The sequence below is a fragment of the Planctobacterium sp. R6 genome (assembly GCF_055755215.1).
Map to the genome: position 1 here is coordinate 20,328 of NZ_JBVTQY010000016.1, position 24,869 is coordinate 45,196.

A 24,869-nucleotide genomic window follows, 5' to 3' on the forward strand; every position below is an offset into this window, starting at 1 on the left:
CACAGAAATAACCTTTGGAATACACTATGACAGATCTTGAAGATGCCCTTGATGCCGTAGACAGCCGCGAAGTCACGCCGGTGGCTGCATTAGATATAGGTTCCAACAGTTTTCATCTGGTGGTTGCCCGTATTATGGCTGGCAGCGTCCAGATCCTGCACAGAGTGAAACAAAAAGTGCGCATGGCAGACGGTCTGGACGATGACGGCATGCTCAGCAAAGAAGCCATTGCCAGAGGCATCGCGGCATTAGAAGAATGCAAAGAGAGTATGCTGGGGTTTAAACCTGAAAAGGTGCGTATTGTGGCCACCTACACCCTGCGCAAAGCGATTAACAGCGGTGAATTCATCAGTGCCGCGCGCAAGGTTTTACCCTACCCGATTGAGGTCATTTCCGGGGTAGAAGAAGCCCGTTTAATTTATCAGGGGGTCGCCCATACCAGTTCATCGGCAGGCAATCGCCTGGTGGTAGATATTGGTGGTGGTTCGACAGAGTTTATCGTGGGCGAAGGCTTTGATCCATTATTACTGCGCAGCTTGAGCATGGGTTGTGTCAATTTTACTCAGCGTTACTTTTGCGACGGTGAGTTAAAAGAGAAGGCCTTTCAAAAAGCCATTACCGCCGCCCACCAGGAACTGGAACTGATCAGTGACAAATATCGCGCCATGGGTTGGGATGTTTGCATTGGCACCTCAGGTACCATTAAAACACTGGCAAATGTGTGTGCCGAGCTGGAAGGAAAATCCGAAGCCGGAAAAATCACTCATGACAACTTAAAAGATCTGATCAAGCATTGCTGTAATGCCGGCAAAGTGAGCAAACTGGGTTTAAGCGCCATCACCGAAGACAGGTTACCGGTATTTGCTGCCGGTCTGGCTGTACTTAAAGCCGTGTTTGAGAGTCTGGATATTAACGAAATGGAATATTCCAGTGCCGCACTGCGGGAAGGCGTGCTTTATGAAATGGAAGATCGCTTACTGCATCACGATATCCGTCAGCGCACCGCAGAAAGCATCGCCACCCGCTATGATGTTGATACCCAGCAGGCCCGGCGGGTATTGCAAACCACGTCCCATTTGTATCAGCAAGTTAAAGAAGACTGGTCCCTGGGGGATTCAGAATTACAAAATATTCTCGGATGGTCTGCGCTGTTACATGAAGTGGGTCTGCAAATTAATTCCAGACGGGTACAACAGCATTCTGCCTATATATTAACGCACGCCGATTTACCCGGTTTTAACCAGGAGCAACAAATATTGCTGTCGACCCTGGTGGCCTGTCATCGCAAAAAGTTCAGTGTCGACAATATTCCGAAGTTAGAGCAGTTTGAACAACAGCAGGTATACCACCTGATCAGCCTGTTACGCATTGGCGCATTGCTCAATATCAAACGCCAGGATAATCTGCTGCCAGACATTACGGCCAGTGTCAGTAAAGAAGGCCTGCACCTGCAATTTTCCGACGACTGGTTAGCCAATAAACCCCTTATTGAAGCCGACCTTGCAGTAGAAGCCAACAGACAGGACGCTTTGGGTATAAAACTTAGCTTCAGCTAAAAATATTGAGCTGGCAGCTTCATAATTCATCATAATTCTTACTCATGCCACGTTTGAAATAATGATGATAAAGCACGAAACTTGCAAAAGGCTATGGCCGTTGGTTTAACAGCATTCGTACAAACATCCTTGTGCCAGAAGAATGTGCACACCCTTACCACTGTTAACCGAACTTCACCGGAGAGATGTGTTTGAAAACGATAGGTTACGTAGAAGACAATGATGCCATCCGAGAAAATTACGCAGAGTGCTTTACCGAAGCCGGCTTTCAGGTAACCGCCTTCGCAGATGCGGAGAGCGCCCTGGCTGCATTTAAAGCAGCCATGCCCGACCTGCTGCTGCTGGATATTGGACTGGGTCATCAGCGGGATGCTGGATTACAGCTCTGTTTGGAGATACGCAAATTCAATGACAGAGTACCGATTATCTTTTTAACTTCCCACGATAAGGATTATGAAAAGATTTCCGGATTGCGCTTGGGTGCCGATGATTACATCACCAAAGATGCCGATGTCGATTACGTCATTGTTCGTATCGAAACCTTAATGCGCCGTATTCAGGCATTGCAAAATGCCTCCGCTGTTGAAGCGCCGCCCACAGCAGCCGAGCAAGCCAAAGAACTGGTACTGGATCACAATACCTATCAGGCATGGTGGCAAGGCACCTTGCTGGAGCTGAGCCTGACGCAGTTCTGGATATTAGATGAGTTGCAAAAAGGCGCCGGTCAACTATGTTCTCATAATGCGCTGATGAAAGCCGCCAATATTGTGGTAGAGCCCAATACGATTGTGGCTCACGTCAAATCTATTCGCAGCAGTTTTAAAAAAGTGGATGCTGATTTTGACAACATTCGTACGGTAAGAGGTGTGGGATATCAATGGCTCGAAAAAAGCCACTGAATGATATGCCAAAAAACACCCATGAATTTATAGGTTCAGGAATTTAAAGGTTCAGGAGAACGCCATCAGGCAAAAACCTTATCTTTTATCCTGGATGGGTGCATAACACGATGAAGTTAACCATTCTTTCTGTCACTATTTGGCTAATACTCAGCTGGCCTCAGTTGAGCTACAGCAATGCGCTGTCTGAGCCTTTAGTGTTTTCTGAATCTGAGCAGATCACGATTGCTCAGGGCCTGCCCTCCAATACCGTATTTTCACTGCAACAAGATGAACTGGGATTTATCTGGGTAGGAACGCCGTCAGGTCTGGGTTTGTTAGATGGCTATTCGGCCCAGACCTTTAGTCACCCTGCGCTTCCTGAGCTATCCATGATGAGTCCGGGCAATATCTATCTGGATAAGCAGGATGAATTGTGGGTGGGTACCTGGGGTAAAGGTATTAAGGTTATCAATCATAACCGTACGCTGCTGAAGGATTTTAGCTGGATAGGCGACGCACTGGCCAGCGAACGTATTCAGTCCATATTTCAGGCCAGTGATGACAGTATCTGGGTAGGAACGTTCGACAGTGGACTATTCAGGATCATTCCTGAAACCCAGACATTACAGGCCTGGCAACACCAGGCCGGACAGCCGGGATTAAATCACAATCGCATCTGGAGCCTGTCACAAGACAATGAAGGCAATATCTGGATTGCCACCTCCAATGGTCTGAATAAGCTAAACCCTCAGGATCAGAGCTTTGAAAGCTACTTCAATGCCAGTGATATGTCGGTGGCGGACAAACTCATCCGCACCCTGTTAATTAAAGACAACAGTCTGTGGTTCGGCACCAACTTGGGGTTGTTCAAAATGGATTTGAACACTAAAAAAATTGAAAAAATGATGCCGCCCGGCCGAGATATTATTTCTGTTAACCGCATCGTCGCTCACAATGACTCAGGGCTTTGGATTGGTACCTTTTCCGGCATTTTTTACTATTCACTGCAAGCCGAAGCGTTTTTCAGCTTTGAAGACAGTCAATACAGTTATTTAGCGCAAAAAGATATTCGCGATATCTGGGTAACACCCAGGGATGTATTACTGTTAGCCACCCGCTACTCAGGCATATACAAACTCAACCTGCGCCCTAAACCGGTACAACAAATCCAAAATCAGCATTACCAGGATCAGAACAAACTACAAATATGGGAAATGGCCCGGGATGACGAAGGCAAAGTCTGGGCTGGAACCAACGACGGCATAATACGCTTTGATCTAAACAGCAAAAGTACACTGTCATTACCTCCGGTGCTGGAAAACACCATCAATGGCTTAACCCTGTCAGTGGCATTTAGCCAAAATAAACAATGGCTATGGATAGGCACGGTAAACCGGCTTTTTCGCTACGACCTCATCTCCGGTGAATTGATTTCCTTTAATGAGCGACTGGGTATCAATCAACTGAACCATATTCGCTTGTTTGTGGATAGCAAAGATAATCTGTGGGTGAATTCGGCACACCAGGGGGTGCTGATGGTTGCCCCCGACGGAACTGCAACGCATTTTCACACGGGGGCGCCACTGCCCTACAAATTGCCGGATAACAATATTGCGCAACTTGCAGAAGCCACCGACGGCGCGTTGTGGTTAATAACCGGCAACAGTGAGTTATTGTATAAACGTCCACAAGATGACTTTTTCACGCGTTTGCCACTGAGGTTCTCTGCCGGTGACGAAAACGCGAATTACATCGCCACCAGTTTGCACAGTCACCGTGATAATTTTATCTATGTCGGCACCTATTCCGGCTTACTCAAAATCAATCGCAACTCAGGGGTTACTCAGCGCCTTACTATCAGTGATGGCCTGGCAAACGATGAAATACGCGCCATCACCTCTGACTGGCCAGGCAACCTATGGGTATCCACCGGCACAGGCATAACCCGCATCAGCGCCGACGGTACAGAAATGCGCAGTTTTGGCAGAATTGACGGCCTGAGTAGCCCTTCCATGAATCTGCGTTCGATACTTAACTGTACCGAAAGTATGATGTGTTTCGGCAGTTCAAACGGCATCAATTACATTGAAGAAAACCTGCAGTGGCAAGGTGACCACAATGAAAACATTGTCATTTCAAACCTTTGGATCAATCAGGAAAAGCAAGATTATCCGGCCACCGGCGACAACTACCTGAATCTGATCCTGCAGAGCGATGAACGCAATATTAAATTTCAGTTTGGGAAAATTGATCATCGCCCTGCTGCCACGCACGAATTATATTTCCGTCTGGAGGGCTTCGACGATAAGTGGTATGCCAGCGATGTTTCGCGCATCGCCAATTACACCAACCTGTTGCCCGGTAGCTATGTATTCGAGGTAACAGACTCGCCAACCCACTACCAAAAGCACAGCAGTGCCAAAATAATCGTGGAAATCATTCCGCCGTTCTGGTCCAGGTTGTGGGTCCAGGTGGCCAGTGTATTAGGTTTATTAACCCTGTTAACCATAGGCTATCGCACCCGCATCAATCAAATTCGCCGCAACGAACAAAAGCTCAATAAGTTGGTAGAAGCGCGTACCCGCAACATGGCGTTGCTGGGGGATATTGGTATGGAAATCACCCGTTCTCTTAACTTTCAGGAAATTTTTTATAACCTGCAAAAACACCTGAAGTCTATCCTGACCGAGCATGACTTTATGTTGGGGCTGTTAAATGAAGAAAAAAATGCCCTGAAATTTGATTTAGTGATCAGTAATTTTGAATCCCTGAGCCGTCATGCCATCAGTTTGTCTGAGCATCCCAATATCTGTGTGCAGTGCTTTAAAGATAATAAAGAGCTGGTGATCAACAGCGCAAAAGACCGGGTAAAAGCACTGGAAAACGGCCTGAACTTATCCCCGATGTTGGACTATCAATCTTGTGCCTGTTTACCACTGCAAATTAATGGTATCGCCACCGGCGTTATTTTTGTGCGCAGCCGTCACGAAAACGCCTATGGCGAATATGAGCGTCAGTTTTTACGTACCATAGCCGCTTACACGGCAGTGGCATTGAAAAATGCCCGGTTTTATCAGGAGCAGAAACAAACACACGAAAAGCGCATCACGTGGCTGGAAAACATCACTCATTACCTCAATCACGAAATGAAAAACTCCATGTTGGGAGCACAAACCTCACTGAACATGCTCAACCGCAAAATCAAAGATGTCGAATTGCACAAGTATGTTGATCGCGCCGAGAAAAGCCATAAAGAAATGCGCAGTATTATGAAAGCCGTCAGTGAAACCACATCGCTGGAAGCCTCTATTATGCAAACCACGTCCATAGAGTTTGACGTTAGCCAGGTGGTCTCAGAGCGACTGGAAGACTACGAAGCCATTTATCCGCAGGCATCTGTGGTAGGGCATATTACCCCGTTTGTATTTATTCGCGGCAATGACGCATTGATCACTCAATGCCTGGATAAGCTGGTAAATAACGCGATAGAGCATTGTCAGGCAGATACCGATATCGAGGTCAGAGTTGAGTTGCTCGACAGCAACTGTGTTATTTCTGTCGCCAATATTGGTGACCCATTGCCGGAAGACGTGGATGATATGTTTAACCTGTTTACCTCTTCCAAAACGGATGCCCGCAAAGGAAATTTTGGAATGGGCCTGTATGTAGCCCGGCTCATCGCAGAATTTCACCATGGTCAAATCACCGCTGGCCCGCTGGTGAAAGGTTTTCTGCAGGGTGCTAAGTTTGAACTGCGCATCCCGATTGAATAACACTTAATCGGTTTCGCGGTTCTCGCCTCTTCAGTCTCCTTTCATAGCGCGTTAAAAATCTCCCTGACTCGCTGGAATATTTTTTGCCATTGGCTAAACTGGCATTAACTACCAGAAATGGATATCACATCATGCCGACGTTATTGTTCCGTCGTACAGGGACCCGATTATTTGCCAGTTGTGTTTTTGCCAACCTGCTTAGCCAGGTAAGCTACGCCGGTGATACACTGGAAGTTATCGAAGTCTCGGCCCACAGACAAAAACAACCCATCCAGCAACTACCGGTTTCGGTCACACTGCTAAAAGCAGAGCAGTTAGCGACACTGGTCCATCCCAGTATTGAACAGGCCAGCGAGCGCTTACCCGCGGTATTCGCGGCCCCGAACTCCGGCGCATCAAAACTGTTCATTCGCGGCATTGGTTCTCAAGGCAATGCCGGCATGGATCAAACTGTGGCGGTATATCTGGATGATGTTTACCACGGTCGCTCCAGAGTCATTAAGACCAGTTTGTTCGACACAGAAAATCTGGAAGTTTTTAAAGGTCCACAAAGTCTGCACTTTGGGCTAAACACCACCGGTGGCGTAATCGCGCTTACCAGCAGAGCGGCATCGTTGGAGCAAAGTGAAGGTTATCTGGCACTGATCGCAGGTGAACATCAGACTCTGGGGATAGATTTGGCCAGAAACATTCAGGTCAATGAGCAATTCGCAGCACGCACCGCATTAAAACTGCAGGACAGTGATGGCTATTGGGACATGATTGACAGCCAGGGAGAGCGGCAGGCAGACAGTGGCACGAAACAGCAGGCAGGGCGATTATCGCTGGTGTGGCAGGCTCATCAGAATCTGGTTTTTAACCTGAAACTGGAAGGCCAGCATCAGCAACAGGACAACCCTTACGCCTGGCAACCTGGTGGTTGCAACAATCTTTATGGACTTGGATTGTCGACACAAAATCAGTTGCAGTCTTTCTGGGAATCTACCGGTTCAGAACAGGACAATCCATTACGCGTACCTGCTACTTGCCGGGAAACCTTTGTTGATAACCAATTCGACGACCGCTCCCCCAGTGCCCCACATAACGAGGCGGAACTACAACATCAGGTTGCGGTGTTAACCAGCCACTGGCAAGGTGAGCAGGTCAATGCCCGACTGATCTCTGCAATCTACGATACGGAATTTGGATTTTCAGGTAATGACCTCAGTCACGGCGCTAACTTCAAACGTTTGTATTGGTCTGAAGACCAGGTAAGGCAACATTCTCAGGAGTTACGCCTGAATGGAGAATTGTCCACGCAACTGCGCTGGGAAGCCGGGCTCTACTGGCACGACAACCAGTTGTATTACAGCACCTCCGATCTCGACGCACGGCGTCAGGACAATCTGCAGCTGAACTACGCACAGGCCTGGCAAGACGAACAGCGCCGGGCCATCTATGGGGCGTTGGAGTGGCAAGCCACTGAAACATTGTCTCTGTCGCCGGGACTGCGCTGGCAAAACACCCGTAAACACTTCAGTGGCCTCAGTCATTTATACCGTGAACAATTTCAAAGCGAGGCGAACCGCAGTTTGTTCGCCGAAACACTTATCCAGGATGTGACAGCCGATCCCGCCCACTACCGCCAGTTTGAGGCCCGTACAGTCAGCGAATTTCAGGGGCAACGATACGACTTTCATTCACTGTTGCCATCTTTCACATTCGGCTGGACGCCACAAGACAACCACTATTACTGGTATAAATGGCAAAAAGGCGCCAAAGGTGGTGGATTTAATTTTCGTCTGAATAATCTGTCTGAATCAGAATTACGCTATGACGAAGAATATGCCTGGAGTCATGAGCTTGGTATACGCCAACAACTGTGGGCACAAAAGCTCGCGGTGTCAGTTGTGCTGTTTCACACCGACTACCGAAACCTGCAACAAAACTCCAATATGGGTGACGATGGCTTTATCTCGGGGGCACTGATCCGCAATATTACTGCCGCCCGTTCTCAGGGTGTGGAGCTGGATGTCGCATGGAAAATATCCTCTTCCTGGCAACTGCATAGCAATGCCACCTGGCTGGATGCCGAATTCTCCCGGTATCCTGGGGCTGACTGCACCCGCCTGCAAAGTGTTGTTGCCAATACCGATGTTGCAGCGCTATTTGGTGCCCAACGTCAGCAAGGCTGTTTTCAGGATCTGAGTGGGGCCAAAATGCCATTTGCCCCCGAATTCAGCCTGTCCACCACCTTGAGTAATCGTTATAAAATAGATAAAAATTACCAGATAAATAGCTCATTAAACTGGTTTTACTCTGATGACTACTTCACCTCTCCCCACGCCGATCCTCTACGTCAGCAAAAGGCGTTTCATAAACTCAATCTCAGCCTGGTATTGACCCGCGACAATGCCCCATGGCAAATAGGCTTTCACATCAATAACCTGACCAACAAGCTAACCACCGGACAACTGGGCCAGGACGGCAATGCGGCCGTGTCCGGATTGTTAGACAGTCCCAGACACTGGCTCATTCGGGCAGAGTACAAAATTTAAACTATAATAATTTTTTATCCAACCAGGCTAAGGAAAATAATATGAAATACCCCTTAAAAACCAACAGCAGGCTGGCTCTGTCTGCACTTTGTTGTCTGTTGCTGGCTCAGGGATACCAGAATCCAGCAGAAGCGCATTCTCAGGCGGTAGAAACATCAAATGACTGTGCTGTAATGACCACTGCCGGTCAACGTAAGACCCTGCTGGACAACGCCCCAAAACTTAAAAACCCACCGGTTTATGATTTTTCTGATAAAGATAAGGATACCAAGGCCAAATTGGTGGTGGAATATAAAACCCCGGTGTTGGCGGGCTGTCAGACCCGTCTGAGACAGTGGGCCGGCCCTAAATATGATGACCGTCCGGTGGGTCCTACCATGGTGATCCGCCCGGATCGCACCTACCGGGCCGACATTTACAACAAATTACCCGCTGAAAACGAAGCCACACGACAAGAGATGGCACGCATGGGGCATCTTCATCATCTGGATGGTGCCGGACATGGGGGTGAGTCTACGACGCTTGGCTATGTCCCGCCCAAACCGGTAGAAATGAATTTTAACGTGCCTCACAACTTTAATGTTACCAACCTGCACACCCACGGCTGGCATGTTGATCCCACCGGAAAAAGCGACAATATTTTCCGGGAAATGGAGCCTCGGGAAGCGCCCTACGATCAAATCGTTCACCTGCCAAAAGGCCACCCATCAGGAACATTCTGGTATCACGCTCACCTGCACGGCTCAACAACCTTGCAGGTAGCCAGTGGTATGGCCGGAGCACTCATTGTTAACGATCACAATCAAGGCCTGGAAACCATTGAAGTGATCCGCAATGCACCAGACAGAATCATGCTATTTCAGCAGCTGGCTTACGGCAGAGACGGTCAGATAGAAAATTACGACAATCTGCAGCAAGGTGATATCAGTGGCACCGGCAAAGCCGTCGGTTATAAAAACCTGAACCGGCCGGTGTTCGTCAATGGTCAGGCTTATCCAAAGGTTGCGATTAAACCTGGTGAAATCCAACGCTGGCGCTTTATTCACGCCGGTATTACCGATGGCATCAATCCGCAACTCGTTAAGGTACCTGCCTCAGACATCAGCGAAACCGGTGATATCGACTTCAGCAACGCTGAGGTGATCAATATGTATGAGATAGCGCTAGATGGCTTGCCCACAGGCACTATGCCCAGTATCCCATATGCGGTATTAGCACCCGGTTATCGCACCGATGTATTGGTGCAGGTTAGCGCTTCTCACAGCGATGAAGACTCCCGGTTGTTCCTGATTGACCAGGGTCAGAAAGACAAGGTGAATGTACAGTTACGCGACAAAACCGATACAGATCCCGGTGTTGCAACGGGTGCCATCAACTTTAGACGCATTCTGCTACAAATTGAAACCCACGAAGCCCTGGCGACGCCGCAAGCCCTTCCGACTCCGGACCAGATTGCACAAGCCTACACTGACTACACTCAGGGTGACCCCTACACTGGCGAAGCCCCACTTAAACCTCTGACGGCAGCAGAGCTGGACAACGGCAAGATCCAGCAGGTGCACTACAAGGTGTCTTCGCAATACCAATGCCCGGAGCATGGCGGAAGCTGCACACCCTGTACAGATGACGCCAACAACCTGGTGTCCTGCGGTGCTGAGGCGAAGAACTTTTACATGATTTGTGATGGCCGGGATGCGTATGGCAACTGGTCCTGTTTTAACTTTAATCCTTCCGTTGATTTTGCCCGCATTCTGGGGCTTAACTCCGCTAATATCTGGCAGATCAGTGGTGAGTCCAACAGTGCCAATCACATCTTTCATATTCACGTAAATCCTTTTCAGGTACAGCGCAAGTTTGCCTACGGCGTTAATTATCCGTTTCCGGAAGGCATGAACGAAAACGACTGGGTCTGGAAGGACACCCTGAAAGCGCCGGTATTCCGCAATACCGAAACCCTGACCAATATTGCAAGTCAGGCTCAGCTGGATGAATATATCAGCGGCAAAACTTTCAATCCTAAAACCCCGACTTCAGGTGTTAAAGGTATAGGTCAGGGACACATCGCCACCATAAAAACCCGTTACACGGTGTTTACTGGCGCTTTTGTGCAACATTGTCACGTACTGAACCACGAAGATCAGGGCATGATGCAGGTGGTATCGATTGAACCCGCCCTGGAAGACATTAAGAAAGAAATTCCGCAGCTACACAAAGCCATTATGGAACATGGCCGGATAGAGTAAGCATTAATTAGGCAACTCTGTAAACAACAACAGCGCCAATTGGCGCTGTTGTTTTATCAATAGCCTTGGCAAGTGCGGCTAAAACGCAAACCGGCGATCCATCTTCACCTCTTTGCGGCGAGAGTTATCAATTTTATAGACGGGTAATTCACGAATGTCAGCGCGCTCACGGCGGGCTACATAGGGCACCAATTGCGCATATCCATCGCGTTTCCCTGCTGTCATTGTTGCCTCAAACAATGCCATACTGCCAACGGTGAACACTTTGACATCGGTAAAATAGTATTCCAGTACATTGGTCAGCTGTCGCACGTTATCCTTGCGGTTATTGAGCACACCTTTTTTATTGTACATGGCCATCAACATACTGGAGATTTTGCCGTTTTCAGCCTGACCCAATAATGTACTACCAAAAATTTTGCCTTTGGGTGCCATGCACATCCGCGCATTGTGAAAAAGCGTAGACAAGCGATCTTCAAAACTGCCCTGCAGGCTCTGGATCACCATATTCAGATTGATGGAATCAAATTTGCGGCTTTTAAAATTCCAGTTTTGCAATAAATTGGCGTAGTACAAATGCGGTGAAAGGTGCTTTGCCTGTTTGTGTGCGGCTTTTAATGAGTCCTTGTCAGAATCCAGAAATGACACCATCAGTTCAGCATTTGCCTTTAATCGCTTAACCAGGGAATAACCGCCTTCTACCCCCACTTCCAGGTGGTTCTTTGAGACATTGCGCTTAAACAGCTTTACCAGATCAGCTTCAGGGCAACGCCACGCCAGTTCGTTGATCAGATCATGACCCAACATCTTTGATAAAGTACTCAAAGGGGTTCTTTTTCCGGTGGCTTTGTTCTCTTCCAATGATAAAGCGGCAGAAGTAATGGTCTTTCTCATGTTGCTTTCCTTTCCAAAACTAAACCAGGCTGCCCTTGTTTCAGTACCGGGTCTGACTGCGAATACGCCCGGTATTCGTGCCCGAAGGTTTCTGTGATGAAGCCATATTAAAGAAAGCAAGATGAATCATCTTCTGAGTGGCGTGATCAAAAATGAAAGGATAATTTGTGACTCAACAGAGAATAGCCACATTGTGAAGCAGGCATTTACACAATCAGCCAGTTTGTGCGTTTTATCTAATCAAAAAATGCCTCAAAAAACACTAAACAACTGATTATTAGAATGTTTTTGCAATCCATTCATTTTTCATCATAGTTTTTAATCAATTGTTAACTGCAACAGTTTCCCGGAATCCGTCAGCAGAAAAATATTGCCTGCTGCATCCTGCTCGATACCGCGCAACCGTTCATTGAGGTGACTTAAAAAACGCTTCTGAGCGGTGAACTGACCATCAGACATTTCCACCAGCCGCAGCTCTCTGGATTTAAGTGTGGTCACTAGCAGCTGCCCCTGAAACTCGGTGAATTGCTGCCCCCGATACAAAATCATATCTGAGGGAGCGATTGACGGTGTCCAGTCCAGCCAGGGGGATTGCATGCCGGGATAAGTCGTAAACGGACTGATACTGGCTCCGGAGTAATCCTTGCCGTTGGTGACCACCGGCCAACCGTAATTGACACCGGCTTTGATGATATTAATTTCATCACCTCCTGCCGGGCCATGCTCATGACTGAACACTGAATTTGAGACAGCATCAAATAACAATGCCTGCGGGTTGCGATGCCCAAGCGTCCAAAGGTATTTGGCTTCGGCAAACCAGGGATTATCCGGAAGTGCCCTGCCGCTGTCGTCCATACGCAGTATTTTGCCCAGTTGCGCGTCTTTGCGTTGCGCTGACTCCCGATAATCAAAACCATCACCGGAACTCAGCAACAGGGAACCATCAGCCATAAATGCAATGCGTCCGCCGTAATGCACGGGAGTATCTTTGCCGGGGGACACAGAAAAAATGGTTTGTCCGTCTTCCAGTGTTAAACCCGACAGATTCAGGCGGGCCTTGAATACAGCCAATGCGTTACTGTCAGCATTTCCCTGACTGTAAGATAAATAAATCAGGCCATTATTCTCAAACGCCGGGTGCAGACTGACATCCAGCAACCCGCCCTGCCCGGCAAAATACACTTCAGGTGTACCCGCGATCCGTCCCTGTATAGTGTTATCCTTGATGTAAAGCAGTTGCCCACTTCTTTCAGTCACTAACCAGCCCCCTGACGGCAAACTGGCCATAGCCCAGGGAGTGTTCAACCCTTCCACCAAAACAGTGGCACTGTATTCAGTCGCCATCACATGAACGCTGCACACCCAACCGAAAATCCCCATCAACAGATAACGCATAAAAGACCGTATTTTGCTTTGACTTAGCTTCATTTTAGGGAAGACAGGAGCGATTACCAGTGTTTTAATAGTGAGCAGTAGACAGGCATAAGTGATTAGATACCATGTCCATAAAACTATTATTGCATTTCTCAGTCGCGGTGCTGACCACCTTCTGCATTGCCAGCATAGCGCACAGTCAATTTGTGCTGGCGGCGCTGACCGATGTTGGCGTTACTATTCCCCTCGCCGACAGGTTAAGCATGACATTGTCTGATCTCATCGGTTTATTGCCGGGTTATGGTGCCATCATTCTGCTGTCACTGCTGGTTGGCTTTCTGATTGTAGAAGGTCTGTCACGTTGGGTTCGTCCCCTTCCCGCCATTCGATACCCTGTTGCGGGATTACTGGCCATGTGCTGTGCATTACTGGCAATGCACCCGATTTTTAACGTCTCGCTGATCGCGGGTGCCAGAACGGAATTGGGCTTTTTAAGCCAGATTTTAGCCGGTGCTGTCGGTGGCTGGGTGTTTATGCAGTGCCGGAAAACCGTATAGTTGTTGCTGTTCTACTCTGATATCGCATTAGAAGCAGGCCTATTTCCCCATTTTGACATCATCCGTTAAAAAACCCGATGCTAGTCATTTTCACATCCACGTCTGAAAGGCCGCGCTAAGATGAGTTAAGCCGTTAATTTAAATCTCAGTTTATAGTTGGATTGGGCTAAATTTGCCAGGCACAAAAAAAGCGCCGAAGCGCTTTTTTTATATCAGCAATGTTGATAACAAGGCAGTTGTTAAGAAGACAGTTCCGCCTGAATGCGCTCAAAGCTGTTCTTCTCAGAAGAGACGTATTGCATCCACTGCTTCGCCATTCTGGAAGTGCCTTTGAATTTCTCAGCTTCTGCCAGGGCGTTAAGCGCTTCAGCAAATCGCTGCTTGTTAAACAAGGCCATACCAATCACCAGGTGGGCTGTACCCGGGCTGCGAATATCGCCTTTATCCAAAGCGATGCGCGCATTATCGATAGCCTGATCCCAGTTGTCTGAGTTCAGGAACAATTGTGCTAATTGTGCATTTAACTCGCCATCTTCAGACAATTCCGCGGCCGCCTGCATCACAGGAATAGCCTTGTCGTTATCCCGGGAAGCTGCATAACATTGCGACAAAAACCGCAGGTTCTTCAGGTTGCGCTCCAGTTTGCCATTGTCCATGGCCTCTTCCATGACCCGCGCGCCTTTATAAGGCACCTGATGGTAATAATACAGCTGAGCCAGGTTAAACATATCGTTGCCAGACTCCACATATCCCATCTGATAGGCCGCTTCCATCACCGCCAGTTGTTTTTTCTCTTGGCCGATTTCACCGTACATACCGCCCAACTGAATCCAGTATTTGGGTTTATCATAGTAGCGCACCAATTTTACCAGTACTTCAGTAACCTTTTTAGGTTGCTTTAGTTCGTAATAAATGGCCCGTTGCAGGATGTACCAGTTTTCATCGGCAATGCCGTCATCGGGATTGTCTTCCTGCGTCGCAATAGCCAGTTCGATAAAATCAGCGGCCTGTTCGTATTTTTTGTTCTGATACATGGCCTGTGCTTTCAGCACATAATTTTTAGCCGGGATCTTTCCCTGATTCAGCGCTTCCCAACGCTCCAGGTACGCAACTACATCATCGTACTTTTCCTGCATCAGACTTAACTGCGCTAAACTGAACAAGGTTCCTTGCTCAAAGCTCTCTGGGATAGGCTGTTGCTCTACCACTAGTTTGAAGGACTCGTAAGCTTGACCGTAATCTTCGGCATTGTAATAAACAAAACCGTAGAAGTTGTACATCATAGCGCGCTCATAGCTATTCATCGAGTCAGATTTGTCTTTAACTTCGTCTAAAATAGCAATAGCTTCATCGACATTGCCTTCGTCACCTGCCGATTGCGCTCTGGCAAGTTGCTCGTAGACCTTACCCCTTAGTGCAGGAACCCGTTTCAATTTGCGTTCCGGGGTTGCTCCTTCCTGTGCCAGCACAACGCCACCCGGCACTGCCGACTGCGTTGCAGGTGCAATATAAACAGCAACTCCGAACAGGGCGCAAGCAATTCTTGATAAAGAGTGTTTTAACATTGCTTACCTCTAACCATCAATTTCGAAAGAAATACGGTTTTGAATACCCGATACTTCTGCAGGTTCACCATTCACTACGCGCGGTTTGTATTTGAACTTCATCGCAGCATCAATAGCTGCCTGCTCAAATATGCCTGCCGGATTGGCTTCTACCACTACCGGGTCACGTACCGAACCCTGTTTAGTCACCGTGAACTCAACAATAACGTAACCTTCTATCCCGCGCGACAAAGCACGTCGTGGATACACCGGCGCCACTTTGACAATGGGCAGATATTCACCGTCGCCGGATTCCAATGCTAATCCACCGTCTAAACCCACATCCGCGGAAACATCTTGTGAAAAATCCATGCCACTGCCTTCAGCGTTAGGTGTTGATGAGTCAAGCTGAGGTTGATCCATTTGTGGTGGCGGCTCTTTCGGCGGTGGTGGCTTACGAGGCTTGCGCTCTTTTTGCTCAACCGCTTCTTCTTTAGGCACCCGGACAAAGTCCAGTACCCGGCCTTTGGGCGCGTCCGTTAACGCGCTACCACCACTTTCGATCAACGACTGCATTACATAAAACAGGGCCATTGTGATACCTGCACTGAGAATTAACGCAATCAATACCCGAATCATAATTACTGCTCTGCTGCCGCAATAGATACGTCATATGCACCGGCGGCACGTGCTGCATCCATTACTTTGATTAACTTATCAACATTCGCTTCTTTGTCAGCCTGAATAACGACAGAACCCTGTGGGTTTTCTGCTTTCAAACGCTCAATGTTGGCTTGTACTGCGCGCACGTCGACCTTGCGCTTGTTAATCCAGATTTCACCTTTGTCGGAAATCGCCACCAGAATAGTCGCTCTGGGCTTTGCTGCCGCCGTAGAGGCTTCCGGACGATTGACGTCAATACCCGCTTCTTTAACAAAGGATGCCGTTACAATGAAGAAGATAAGCATGATAAATACGACGTCCAACATGGGCGTCATATCGATTGTGGCTTCTTCCTCTTCTACCAGATTTTGAAAATGCTGTTTCATAAATTTCTCGCTTTAAGGCCGGGTTCATCACCCGGCACTTTAGATATGTCTGTCCAGTTCTAATGCTTCTTCAACATGTGTACGCTCGGCTTTAACTGTTCTGGTTAACCAGGCTACAGCAAATACCCCTGACAACGCACCGACCATACCGGCCATGGTTGGGATTGTGGCTTTAGAGACACCAGATGCCATTGAACGGGCATTGCCTGAACCGGAAATGGCCATTACATCGAACACTTCAATCATGCCGGTTACGGTTCCCATCAGGCCCAACAAAGGACACAATGCCACCAGCGCCTGGATGATAGACACGTTACTGTTCATACCCAGGTGCAAACGCGAAATCATCATTTGTCGAATTTGCTCTGCGTTCCAGGAGCTGCGATCTTGACGCGCTCCCCAGTTTGCAATGGCTTCATTTTTAGCCTTCTGATGCCAGATGAAGAAGTACAGCGCCCGTTCCAATATGAGTAGCCACATCACGAAGATCAGGATACCGATGTAGAACACAACGGCTCCACCGGTTTCCGTAAAATCGCGAATAGCCTCAAAAAACTCGATGAACATAGCTATTAACCTCTTTCAGCGCGCTCTGCAATCACCCCTGAAGACTGTTCTTGCAGAACTGCAACAATGCCTTTACTGCGCGTGTTTAAGAATGCGTATAACAAGGTAGTTGGGATTGCAACGACCAGACCCAGCACGGTAGTTACCAGGGCTTGAGAAATACCACCAGCCATCAGTTTAGGGTCACCGGTACCAAATAAGGTAATCGCCTGGAAGGTATTGATCATACCGGTTACGGTACCCAACAGCCCCATCAACGGTGCCACAACTGAAATGATTTTAACGATAGTCAAAAAGCGAGATAACTTAGGTAATTCACCCAGGATAGCTTCTGTTAAATGCAGTTCTAACGCTTCTACATCCGCCTCCGGGTATTTGTCTTTAACCAGTAACACACGACCCAGCGGGTTATCCGCTTTCGGTGTTGTGGATTTTTGCTGAGCATTCACTTTCATTTGAATCAGTGACAAGTTAATCAACTGAATGATAGCCAGTAAGAAGCCTACTGCACCCACACCCAAAATGATGTAACCCACTAAACCACCTTGCTCAACACGTTCTTTTAGGTTTGGCGCCTGAACCAGCAAACCCAGAATGGAGCCACCGGTAGGATCTAAACCAAATTTAACAAATTCACCACTGGACGCTTCCAGTTCGTTGATTGAGGTTTGGTAACGGTCCGCAGGTTGACGAATTAATTCAGCGACGGTGCCAGTGGCCGGATTGAAATCCAGGTACTTGCCATCCGCTACCAGTGCAAAAGGACCTACGCGGGTTACATCTTTGGTGACTTTGCTACCGTCGGCTTCAACCACTTCAGTACTGAAGTTTGTCACTTTACCGGCCTGGGTCATTTCACGCTGAATTTCAAACCAGACACGCTCAATTTCTTCAATGGATGCCAGCTTAGAGGACTTACCCATTGACTGCGCCAGGTTATCAAGGAATTCACCACGACCAGGAATTTCCGCAGAAATCACCGAGTTTTGGAATTTGTTTTTGGTGTCGCCCGACACTTGCTGCAGCACACCAAACAACTCTTTAAGTGAACCTAAGCGCTTGTCCAATGCACCCTGTAAGTCAGCGATTTTAAATTCGTTTTCTTCAAACGAGGTTTCCAGACGCTCACTTTTGGCTTCTTCATTGGCACGGGTTTGCTGTGCTTCACGGATCATGCGATCTTGCTCTGCAACCTGAGCACGGAACTGTTGTTCACGCTGCTGGTTTTGTTGGTTCTGAGCAAACTTACCTTCTTCCAGTTGCTTTAACAAAGCATCCAGGTCGAGGTTTTTGTTTTGTGCCATTGCACCACCAGATAAGACGGAGGCAACGAACAATGTAGAGATAACTTTAACGAACTTTTTCATTGCGCAATATCCTTAGTTGGTCTTCTTAACCGGTAGCATTAACAGGTCAGGGGCTTTTTGCTTTTTCGCCATTCGCAAGCCACTGGTCAACTGTGTGCGGTAGCTGGAATCCAGCATGTCCCAGGTCTTGGTGTCCTGATTCCAGACACCTTGTTCAGAGCCATCACGGGTTTGATAGGCCAATACGGTACGGCCAACTCTCAAAAAGTCGACATCGCGTTCCTGACCACCCAGACTTAAAATGCCTGAGTAAGCTTCCATAGTGCGGCCGTAATCCATTTCTACCTGGTAAGCTTCCATAACACGTCGAAACTTCTCAGAAGAAGACACATCTGCACGATCCATCATGTCGCGTAATGATTCAATGCGGTCAGAGCGCTCTTTTGGTAAGAACGGCACATCCAGCTCCACGAACTGCTCCAGTCCGTCAATCATGCGTATCATTAACGGGGTGATTTGGCGTTCAATCACACTGACTTCGTCAATGGACTTATTCAGTGCCGCCATTTCCGCAACCTGGTTAGCAATTTGCTTTTCCAACTGGGTGTTATAAACACGCAAACCATCGGTTTCTTTATTGATGGTTTTGAAAGTTTGCAATTTGTTGCCCACCTGCTCAGAGTAAGCATTAACTTTTTCCTGAGACGTCGCGGCAGATTCGTTAATTTGCTTAGCAGTATCAATGGCTGGTTTGATATAACCATCTTCCTGAGCACTTCCTGTCATAGCAGTGACAGACAAAGCTGCTGCTACAACTGAAAGGGTAAAAGTTTTGGAAAACTTCATATAAAAAGACCCTAAGATGTGTGTTAACTATACAATTGGGGCGTTGCCCGAGATTGGCGCAAATTGTAGGGGGGAAATGTGATCATTTTATTACATCACAATGGAGCCTTTGTGACGCAAGCTGGATGAGAAAATAAGAGTGCCGGTGCCGGCACTCTTTACAATTTTTTTACATTAGAAGTCGTAACTGTAGCCTAAACTAAAACCAACACCTTTGGTTTCAGTCAGTAGTGGTACATTTTCAAACTGAATGTCTCGCTCTTCATTCAGGATATTGCTCAACTTGAACTTAACCGTACTGTTGAAGTCCGGGTAGTAGGTATACACAAAATCCAATGAATGGAAGGCTTCTTCATAGGCATCGTCCTGTCCAGCAATACCGGCAAAGATAATGCGAGGACCCGATACGTTGTAAACCATAGTCGCCGAGTGCTCACCATTTGGTGCATCGTAACCCAACTGTAGGTTAACTACGTATTCAGAGTGACCAGTCAAACGACGTGAGTCATTGGTGTAATCCGGGTTTACGCCAGTTTGCGCTGTGATATTTTCACGGTTGAACTCTGTTTCTGAATCACTCAGGGTCACGTTACCGGACAAGAACAACGAATTCCAAAAGCTACTTGGATCATCCGAAATAAACGTCAAACCTTGCAGAAATTCCACTTCCACACCATACACTTCACCGGTTTCACTGTTGGCCAAACGGGTTCTTGGCGCCGAGTCACCTTGTTCAGTCTGGAATCCTTCAATTGGGTCAACCATGTCTTTGTAGAACAAGGCTACAGAAAGGTTGTCACCATTTTCGCGATACCATTCCCAACGGAAGTCGTAGTGCTCAATCTGGGTAGGACGCAAACCTGGTGTACCACGTACAAAGTTATCGTTTTCGTCCAGGAACAGTGCGTCTGAAATTTCCCGCAAGTCTGGACGAACAACAGTTTCGGCAAAGTTGAAACGGAACTGCATTGTGTCATCTGGGATGTACGTTATCGCGAGCGCTGGATAGATGTCATCTTCAAGGAACGTTAAGTCTTCGAAGTCACGTTCATCGGTTGAACTGCTAGCACGAGAGCTGGAGTCCAGGATTGCCTGCTTGAACTCTTCCCAACGGAAGCCGCCGGAAAAACGCCATTTATTGTCATAAAAGGCATCGAACTCAAAATAACCAGCATCAACGATCTGCGCAGAGGTGTAATCATCACCCGCTGCAGATGATTGTCTCATCAGGTTCTGATTAGTTGGGCTATCAAAGTTGATAATCAAGTCATCCGTCAGAATATCGTTAAGATTAGCACCAACTAAATCTGCAGCATCAAAGCTGTTGGTTAAGAAACCAATTGTACGGTTTTCACCAACACGCGCCTTTTGAACTTGCTCATAACCAGCTTTAAGAGAGATCTCCCAGCTGTTCATTGATACTGGATATTCGACATTCCAGCCCCAGTTTTCAACATAATCGTCAAGACGCTGGAAAGTGTAATCCGTTTGACCGGTACGACCGCGAATCAAACTGATGTCTTCACTGCCGCGATCGAATGCACCGTTCCCGTTGGCATCATTAAAATTGAAACCCGTGGAAATGTTACCCGGAGCATCCCTGAAACTGTTTGATTCAGAGTATTTCCAGTCGAAGGCTAAATAATCAAGGAAATCAAACGTATGACTACCTTTTATCTGGCCAGAACGCATCCGGCGCTCTTCGTACAATACGTCATAAGAACGGATCAATGTGCCTTCGTCAGTGGCGGTGTTGGCGTTAAAACCATAGCGCTCACGAATCCGGTCACGAGTGTCGTTCAGAATCAGCATGCTCACATCAATCTTGTGGAAAGACGTGTAACGCAAGCCCATGTTAACCATGCCAGACCATTTCACTGAATGCTCATTGGACTCGCCTACGGGCCAACCTGACTGCAAAGACCAACCGCCTTCACCATCAGAACTAAACTGATTACCACGGTACTCTTCCTTCACCTGCCATGAATTATCATAGCCAGCCGTTGCCAGAAAACCAATTGTCCAGTCTTCATCGATGTCGATGTAGTTGCCCAAAGAAAAGTCCAGGCTGGTGTTTGGATCTACAGACTCACTATAGGGGTCAAAGTCACGGTTTAGCGACAATGCAACATCTTGCTGTTCAGCAATGCTGAGATCTTCGATAGTTTTACGTCGGTCAAAAACATCACGCAATACCGAAGGCATAGCACGGGTTCCGTCATCCCGACCTTGCCAGTCATCACCACCACCATTATAGGCCCAAGAATCGTCCATATTCTCTGAGTTTGAGCCGATGCTGCCAGATATATCCATGACAAAATCGGTTGGAATTGACTTAAGACGGATATCTACCGCACCACCACCAAAGCCCGCTGGCATTGAAGGCGAGAAAGCTTTTTGTACTGACAGACTCTCAATAATGGACGCCGGAAACAAGTCCAGAGGTATAACGCTACGCGTTGGATCCGGACTCGGTACTGTCATACCGTTTAAAAGTGTACTCGAGTATCGTTCACCCAAACCACGAATATAGATGAACTTACCATCCACCAATGTCAAACCTGTTACACGACGCAATGCAGAGGCTGCATCACCGTCACCGGTTCTGGAGATTTGTTCTGCACCTAAAATATCCGCAACAAAGGCCTGTTCCTTACGTTCCTGCAATACCGCGGTGGCAGTTCCTTTCAGACGGGTTCCAGTCGCAACAACTTCTTCAATGGCGGCATCATCTTCGCTCTCCTGACCTTGCACCATTGTGGTTTGCGATCCCAGTCCTAATAGCACCGCCAATGACAGGTTTGCGTAGCGAAACCTTTTGGCAAATTTATTCATTAGTAACCTCATTTGAATGCGGATTTTAGTGATATATCTCACTCACCAAAATCATTCGATTGAACTGAAAAACCGACGCTCAGGCAATAAAACTATGTTACCTGGCGTCGGAATAATCATTGGCTTAAAGTATGAGTCTTATTCCAGACCTACAGTCCAGCCAGCAGTCCAATCGTTACCTTCTTCAACCGCACCGATGAAATCAACATTGTCGAAGAAAGTGTCGCCAGTGAAGTCGTAAGCAGCGGCGTCAGAGATAGTGTAGACACCGTTAAGCACTGCTGCGCGGTTCTCACCAACAGAGTTGCCGTCTTGGCCTAAGAACCATGCTTCAAGGTCAATTGCGCCGTCAGCATTCTTGAAGTTCTCACCATTTTCACAAGCGATAACAGAGTTTTGCATAGTCAAAGTACCGTCCCCTAGGTTAGCCTGAGAAACAGCATTGTCTTCAACCTCGAAACACTCACCCATGCCTGCAGGACCAGTCACAATTACGTTGTAAAACTGACCGCCAGTACCTTCACGTAGGTAGATACCTTCAGAAGGATCTTCACCGACATAGTTGTTACCGATACCCGTAAAGTTAGCAATCATTGGGTTAGACTTTGGCTCACCAGCCAGGTTAGAACCATCGTTATCGGCTTCGATTAAACGGTTAGCTTCTGAGTCGTCAGTGGCTTGCTGAATCAATACGTACTGTAGTTTACCTGTGTAACCGTGATCCCAGTCTACGCTGTCGTCTTGGTTACCAGTCAATACAACGTATTTAACGTTAACCGTACCACCGAAGAACTCGATACCGTCATCAGAGTTTTGGTGAACCTGGATGTACTCAACCGTGGTACCAGAACCCACACCACCAAAGGTAATACCATTCAGCTCGTTACCTGGCTCTACTTCGAAACCACCGTGCTTAACCACAACATAACGCAGTGTACCTGAGCTATCTGTGTCGTCAGTACCGCCATAGAATGCACCCGCTACACCTTCAACTTCACGCGCACAAGGCGTGCCGTCAGTAGGACACTTGTTGCTTACCGCATTACCTAGTAATACGATACCACCCCATTGACCAGGTGCAGTCGCTTGACCCGTTACGTCCTGGTTAGAAGTAAATGTGATAGGTGCAGAAGCCGTACCTTCAGCCATAATTTCAGAACCACGGCTAATAACTAGTGCATCACTGGCGCTACGACCGTAGATAGTTACGCCAGGCTCGATAGTTAATGTTGCGCTATCAGCGTTGTCGTTACCGATGAAAGTTACGCCAGATAATGCGTAGATATTTCCTGCCGTCAAGGTCATGTCAGCAGTTACAACACCCGCTGGAATTTCACAAGTAGTGGTTACACTATCAACAGACAAAATCGCTGTTGTACCAGTAGGACAACCGGGTTCTTCTGCAACGTTGCTTGGCGTTACGATACCGCCACCGAAACCGAATGCCCAACCTTCACGCCAGTCTGTAGAACCGTCGAAAGCCCCCATGTAATCAGTAACATCAAAGAAAGTATCAACAACTGAGGCATCGGTACCCGTACCCAATAACGGGGAACCGCTCATTGGGGTGCCGTCAGACGCAATCATTGGAGCTTCAAGCACCACGTTGCCGTCCTGACCTAAGAACCATGCTTCCAGGTCAACTGCATCGGCATCGTTTTTGAAGTTTTCGCCATTTGAACAAGCCATCGCAGAATGCTGCATTAGGATAGTGCCGTCTTGCAAGTTCGCTTGAGAAACCGCGTTGTTTTCAACTTCGAAACACTCGCCCATTTCTGCAGGACCAGTCACTACGATATTGTAGAACTGACCGCCAGTACCTTCACGCAAGTATATACCTTCTGAAGGATCTTCAGCGGCAGCGTAGTTGTTACCAATCGCGGTCATGTTAACCAAGGTTGGATTTGATTTTGGCTCAGCGTCCAGTACAGAACCATCGTTGTCGGCTTCAATGATACGGTTGGCATCAGAGGCGTTAGGATTGTGTTGCACATAGATGTGCTGCATGCGCCCCTGGTAACCATGATCCCAGTCGATGCTGTCATCCTGGTTGTTGGTCAGTACTAAGTATTTAACGTCAACGTTACCACCAAAGAACTCAACACCGTCATCTGAGCTGTTGTGCACCTGAATGTGACTAACCGTAGTTTGTGCACCCACACCAGCAAAGGTGATACCGTTTAATTCGTTGCCTGGCTCAACTTCGAAGCCAGAGTTCTTAACGATTACGTACTCAAGTGTACCTGAATTATCTTCAGTATCAGTACCGCCGTAGAATGCACCAGCAACACCTTCAACTTCACGGGCACATGCAGTGCCGTCAGTAGGACATTTGTTGCTAGGTGCGTTACCCAGCAGCACTAAACCACCCCACTGGCCCGGAGCGATGTCTTCGCCAACCACGTCCTGCAGAGAAGTCATGATGATTTGGTCATCAGCAGTACCCGCAGCTTCGATTTGAGAACCACGGCTAACAACTAGCGCGTCGCCACCGTTTTGACCAAATACTGTTACGCCAGGCTCAATGGTTAGAGTAGCAGTGTCAGTGTTATCACCACCAACAAATACAGTGCCTGACAATGCGTAGAAAGCACCGGCGATAAGCGTTGTATCTTCAGTGATAGTACCAGAAATAGTTTGCACGATAACAGAGCTGTCACCAATAGCTGAACGAACAGCTTGAGTAAGGCCAGCGTCAAAAGTACCTGGAAATTCAACCGTAGGGGTATCACCACCGTCGCCGCCGTTATTACCACCGTTGTCACCACCAGTATTGTTATTGTTTGTGATCGTGTCACCAGTAACGTCACCTTCGGTAATATTGATGTCACCGCCACAACCGGCTAAAGCGAGTGCTGCCGCGATTGCAGAAACTTGAAAAAACTTGTTAAGTTCCATTATGTGCT

16 protein-coding genes are annotated in these 24,869 nt (G+C 47.8%); 6 read left to right on the forward strand and 10 right to left on the reverse strand.

The window, feature by feature from the left end; all coding sequences use genetic code 11:
- Positions 1 to 26: 26 nt before the first annotated feature.
- The 5 genes from ppx (at position 27) to AC0J20_RS11900 (ending at position 10,990) form a co-directional block, all read left to right on the forward strand.
- Positions 27 to 1,556 carry an exopolyphosphatase gene (ppx, locus tag AC0J20_RS11880; RefSeq protein ID WP_473021806.1) on the forward strand — a complete coding sequence of 510 codons (1,530 nt, stop codon included), beginning with the start codon at positions 27 to 29 and terminating at the stop codon, positions 1,554 to 1,556.
- 191 nt (positions 1,557 to 1,747) lie between these two features.
- Positions 1,748 to 2,455 carry a response regulator transcription factor gene (locus AC0J20_RS11885; protein WP_473021807.1) on the forward strand — a complete coding sequence of 236 codons (708 nt, stop codon included), beginning with the start codon at positions 1,748 to 1,750 and terminating at the stop codon, positions 2,453 to 2,455.
- Positions 2,456 to 2,565: 110 nt separating this feature from the next.
- Positions 2,566 to 6,210: a two-component regulator propeller domain-containing protein gene (locus AC0J20_RS11890; protein WP_473021808.1), complete on the forward strand. Its 3,645-nt coding sequence runs from the start codon at positions 2,566 to 2,568 to the stop codon at positions 6,208 to 6,210.
- Between the two features lie 83 nt (positions 6,211 to 6,293).
- Complete coding sequence (locus AC0J20_RS11895; RefSeq protein ID WP_473021809.1) at positions 6,294 to 8,747, forward strand: TonB-dependent receptor; 2,454 nt, start codon at positions 6,294 to 6,296, stop codon at positions 8,745 to 8,747.
- 41 nt (positions 8,748 to 8,788) lie between these two features.
- Positions 8,789 to 10,990, forward strand: coding sequence for a multicopper oxidase family protein (locus tag AC0J20_RS11900; protein WP_473021810.1), 2,202 nt, complete (start codon positions 8,789 to 8,791; stop codon positions 10,988 to 10,990).
- Between the two features lie 78 nt (positions 10,991 to 11,068).
- Here AC0J20_RS11900 and AC0J20_RS11905 read toward each other — a convergent pair whose 3' ends face one another.
- Complete coding sequence (locus AC0J20_RS11905) at positions 11,069 to 11,884, reverse strand: hypothetical protein (RefSeq protein WP_229528238.1); 816 nt, start codon at positions 11,882 to 11,884, stop codon at positions 11,069 to 11,071.
- Positions 11,885 to 12,202: 318 nt separating this feature from the next.
- Positions 12,203 to 13,279: a PQQ-dependent sugar dehydrogenase gene (locus tag AC0J20_RS11910; protein ID WP_473021811.1), complete on the reverse strand. Its 1,077-nt coding sequence runs from the start codon at positions 13,277 to 13,279 to the stop codon at positions 12,203 to 12,205.
- Between the two features lie 104 nt (positions 13,280 to 13,383).
- On the opposite strand from AC0J20_RS11910, the gene AC0J20_RS11915 reads away from it, so the two are divergent.
- On the forward strand, positions 13,384 to 13,815 hold the full coding sequence (locus AC0J20_RS11915) for a hypothetical protein (RefSeq protein WP_229528236.1): 432 nt from the start codon (positions 13,384 to 13,386) through the stop codon (positions 13,813 to 13,815).
- Between the two features lie 239 nt (positions 13,816 to 14,054).
- Here the strand turns inward: AC0J20_RS11915 and AC0J20_RS11920 are convergent, their stop codons facing one another.
- The 8 genes from AC0J20_RS11920 to AC0J20_RS11955 form a co-directional block, all read right to left on the reverse strand.
- On the reverse strand, positions 14,055 to 15,380 hold the full coding sequence (locus AC0J20_RS11920) for a tetratricopeptide repeat protein (RefSeq protein WP_473021813.1): 1,326 nt from the start codon (positions 15,378 to 15,380) through the stop codon (positions 14,055 to 14,057).
- Positions 15,381 to 15,389: 9 nt separating this feature from the next.
- Entirely contained in the window at positions 15,390 to 15,998 is a 609-nt protein-coding gene (locus tag AC0J20_RS11925) for an energy transducer TonB (RefSeq protein WP_473021814.1), read from the reverse strand.
- A gap of 2 nt (positions 15,999 to 16,000) precedes the next feature.
- Positions 16,001 to 16,408 (reverse strand): ExbD/TolR family protein, encoded by a 408-nt coding sequence (locus tag AC0J20_RS11930; protein ID WP_229528233.1) that lies wholly within the window; start codon positions 16,406 to 16,408, stop codon positions 16,001 to 16,003.
- Between the two features lie 39 nt (positions 16,409 to 16,447).
- Positions 16,448 to 16,975, reverse strand: coding sequence for a MotA/TolQ/ExbB proton channel family protein (locus AC0J20_RS11935; RefSeq protein WP_229528232.1), 528 nt, complete (start codon positions 16,973 to 16,975; stop codon positions 16,448 to 16,450).
- 5 nt (positions 16,976 to 16,980) lie between these two features.
- Entirely contained in the window at positions 16,981 to 18,342 is a 1,362-nt protein-coding gene (locus AC0J20_RS11940) for a MotA/TolQ/ExbB proton channel family protein (protein ID WP_473021815.1), read from the reverse strand.
- A 12-nt stretch (positions 18,343 to 18,354) separates the two neighbouring features.
- Entirely contained in the window at positions 18,355 to 19,128 is a 774-nt protein-coding gene (locus tag AC0J20_RS11945; RefSeq protein WP_229528230.1) for a DUF3450 domain-containing protein, read from the reverse strand.
- A 174-nt stretch (positions 19,129 to 19,302) separates the two neighbouring features.
- Positions 19,303 to 21,963, reverse strand: coding sequence for a TonB-dependent receptor domain-containing protein (locus AC0J20_RS11950; RefSeq protein WP_473021816.1), 2,661 nt, complete (start codon positions 21,961 to 21,963; stop codon positions 19,303 to 19,305).
- Positions 21,964 to 22,101: 138 nt separating this feature from the next.
- Positions 22,102 to 24,861, reverse strand: a complete 2,760-nt coding sequence (locus AC0J20_RS11955; RefSeq protein ID WP_473021817.1) for a hypothetical protein — start codon at positions 24,859 to 24,861, stop codon at positions 22,102 to 22,104.
- Between the last annotated feature and the right edge of the window lie 8 nt (positions 24,862 to 24,869).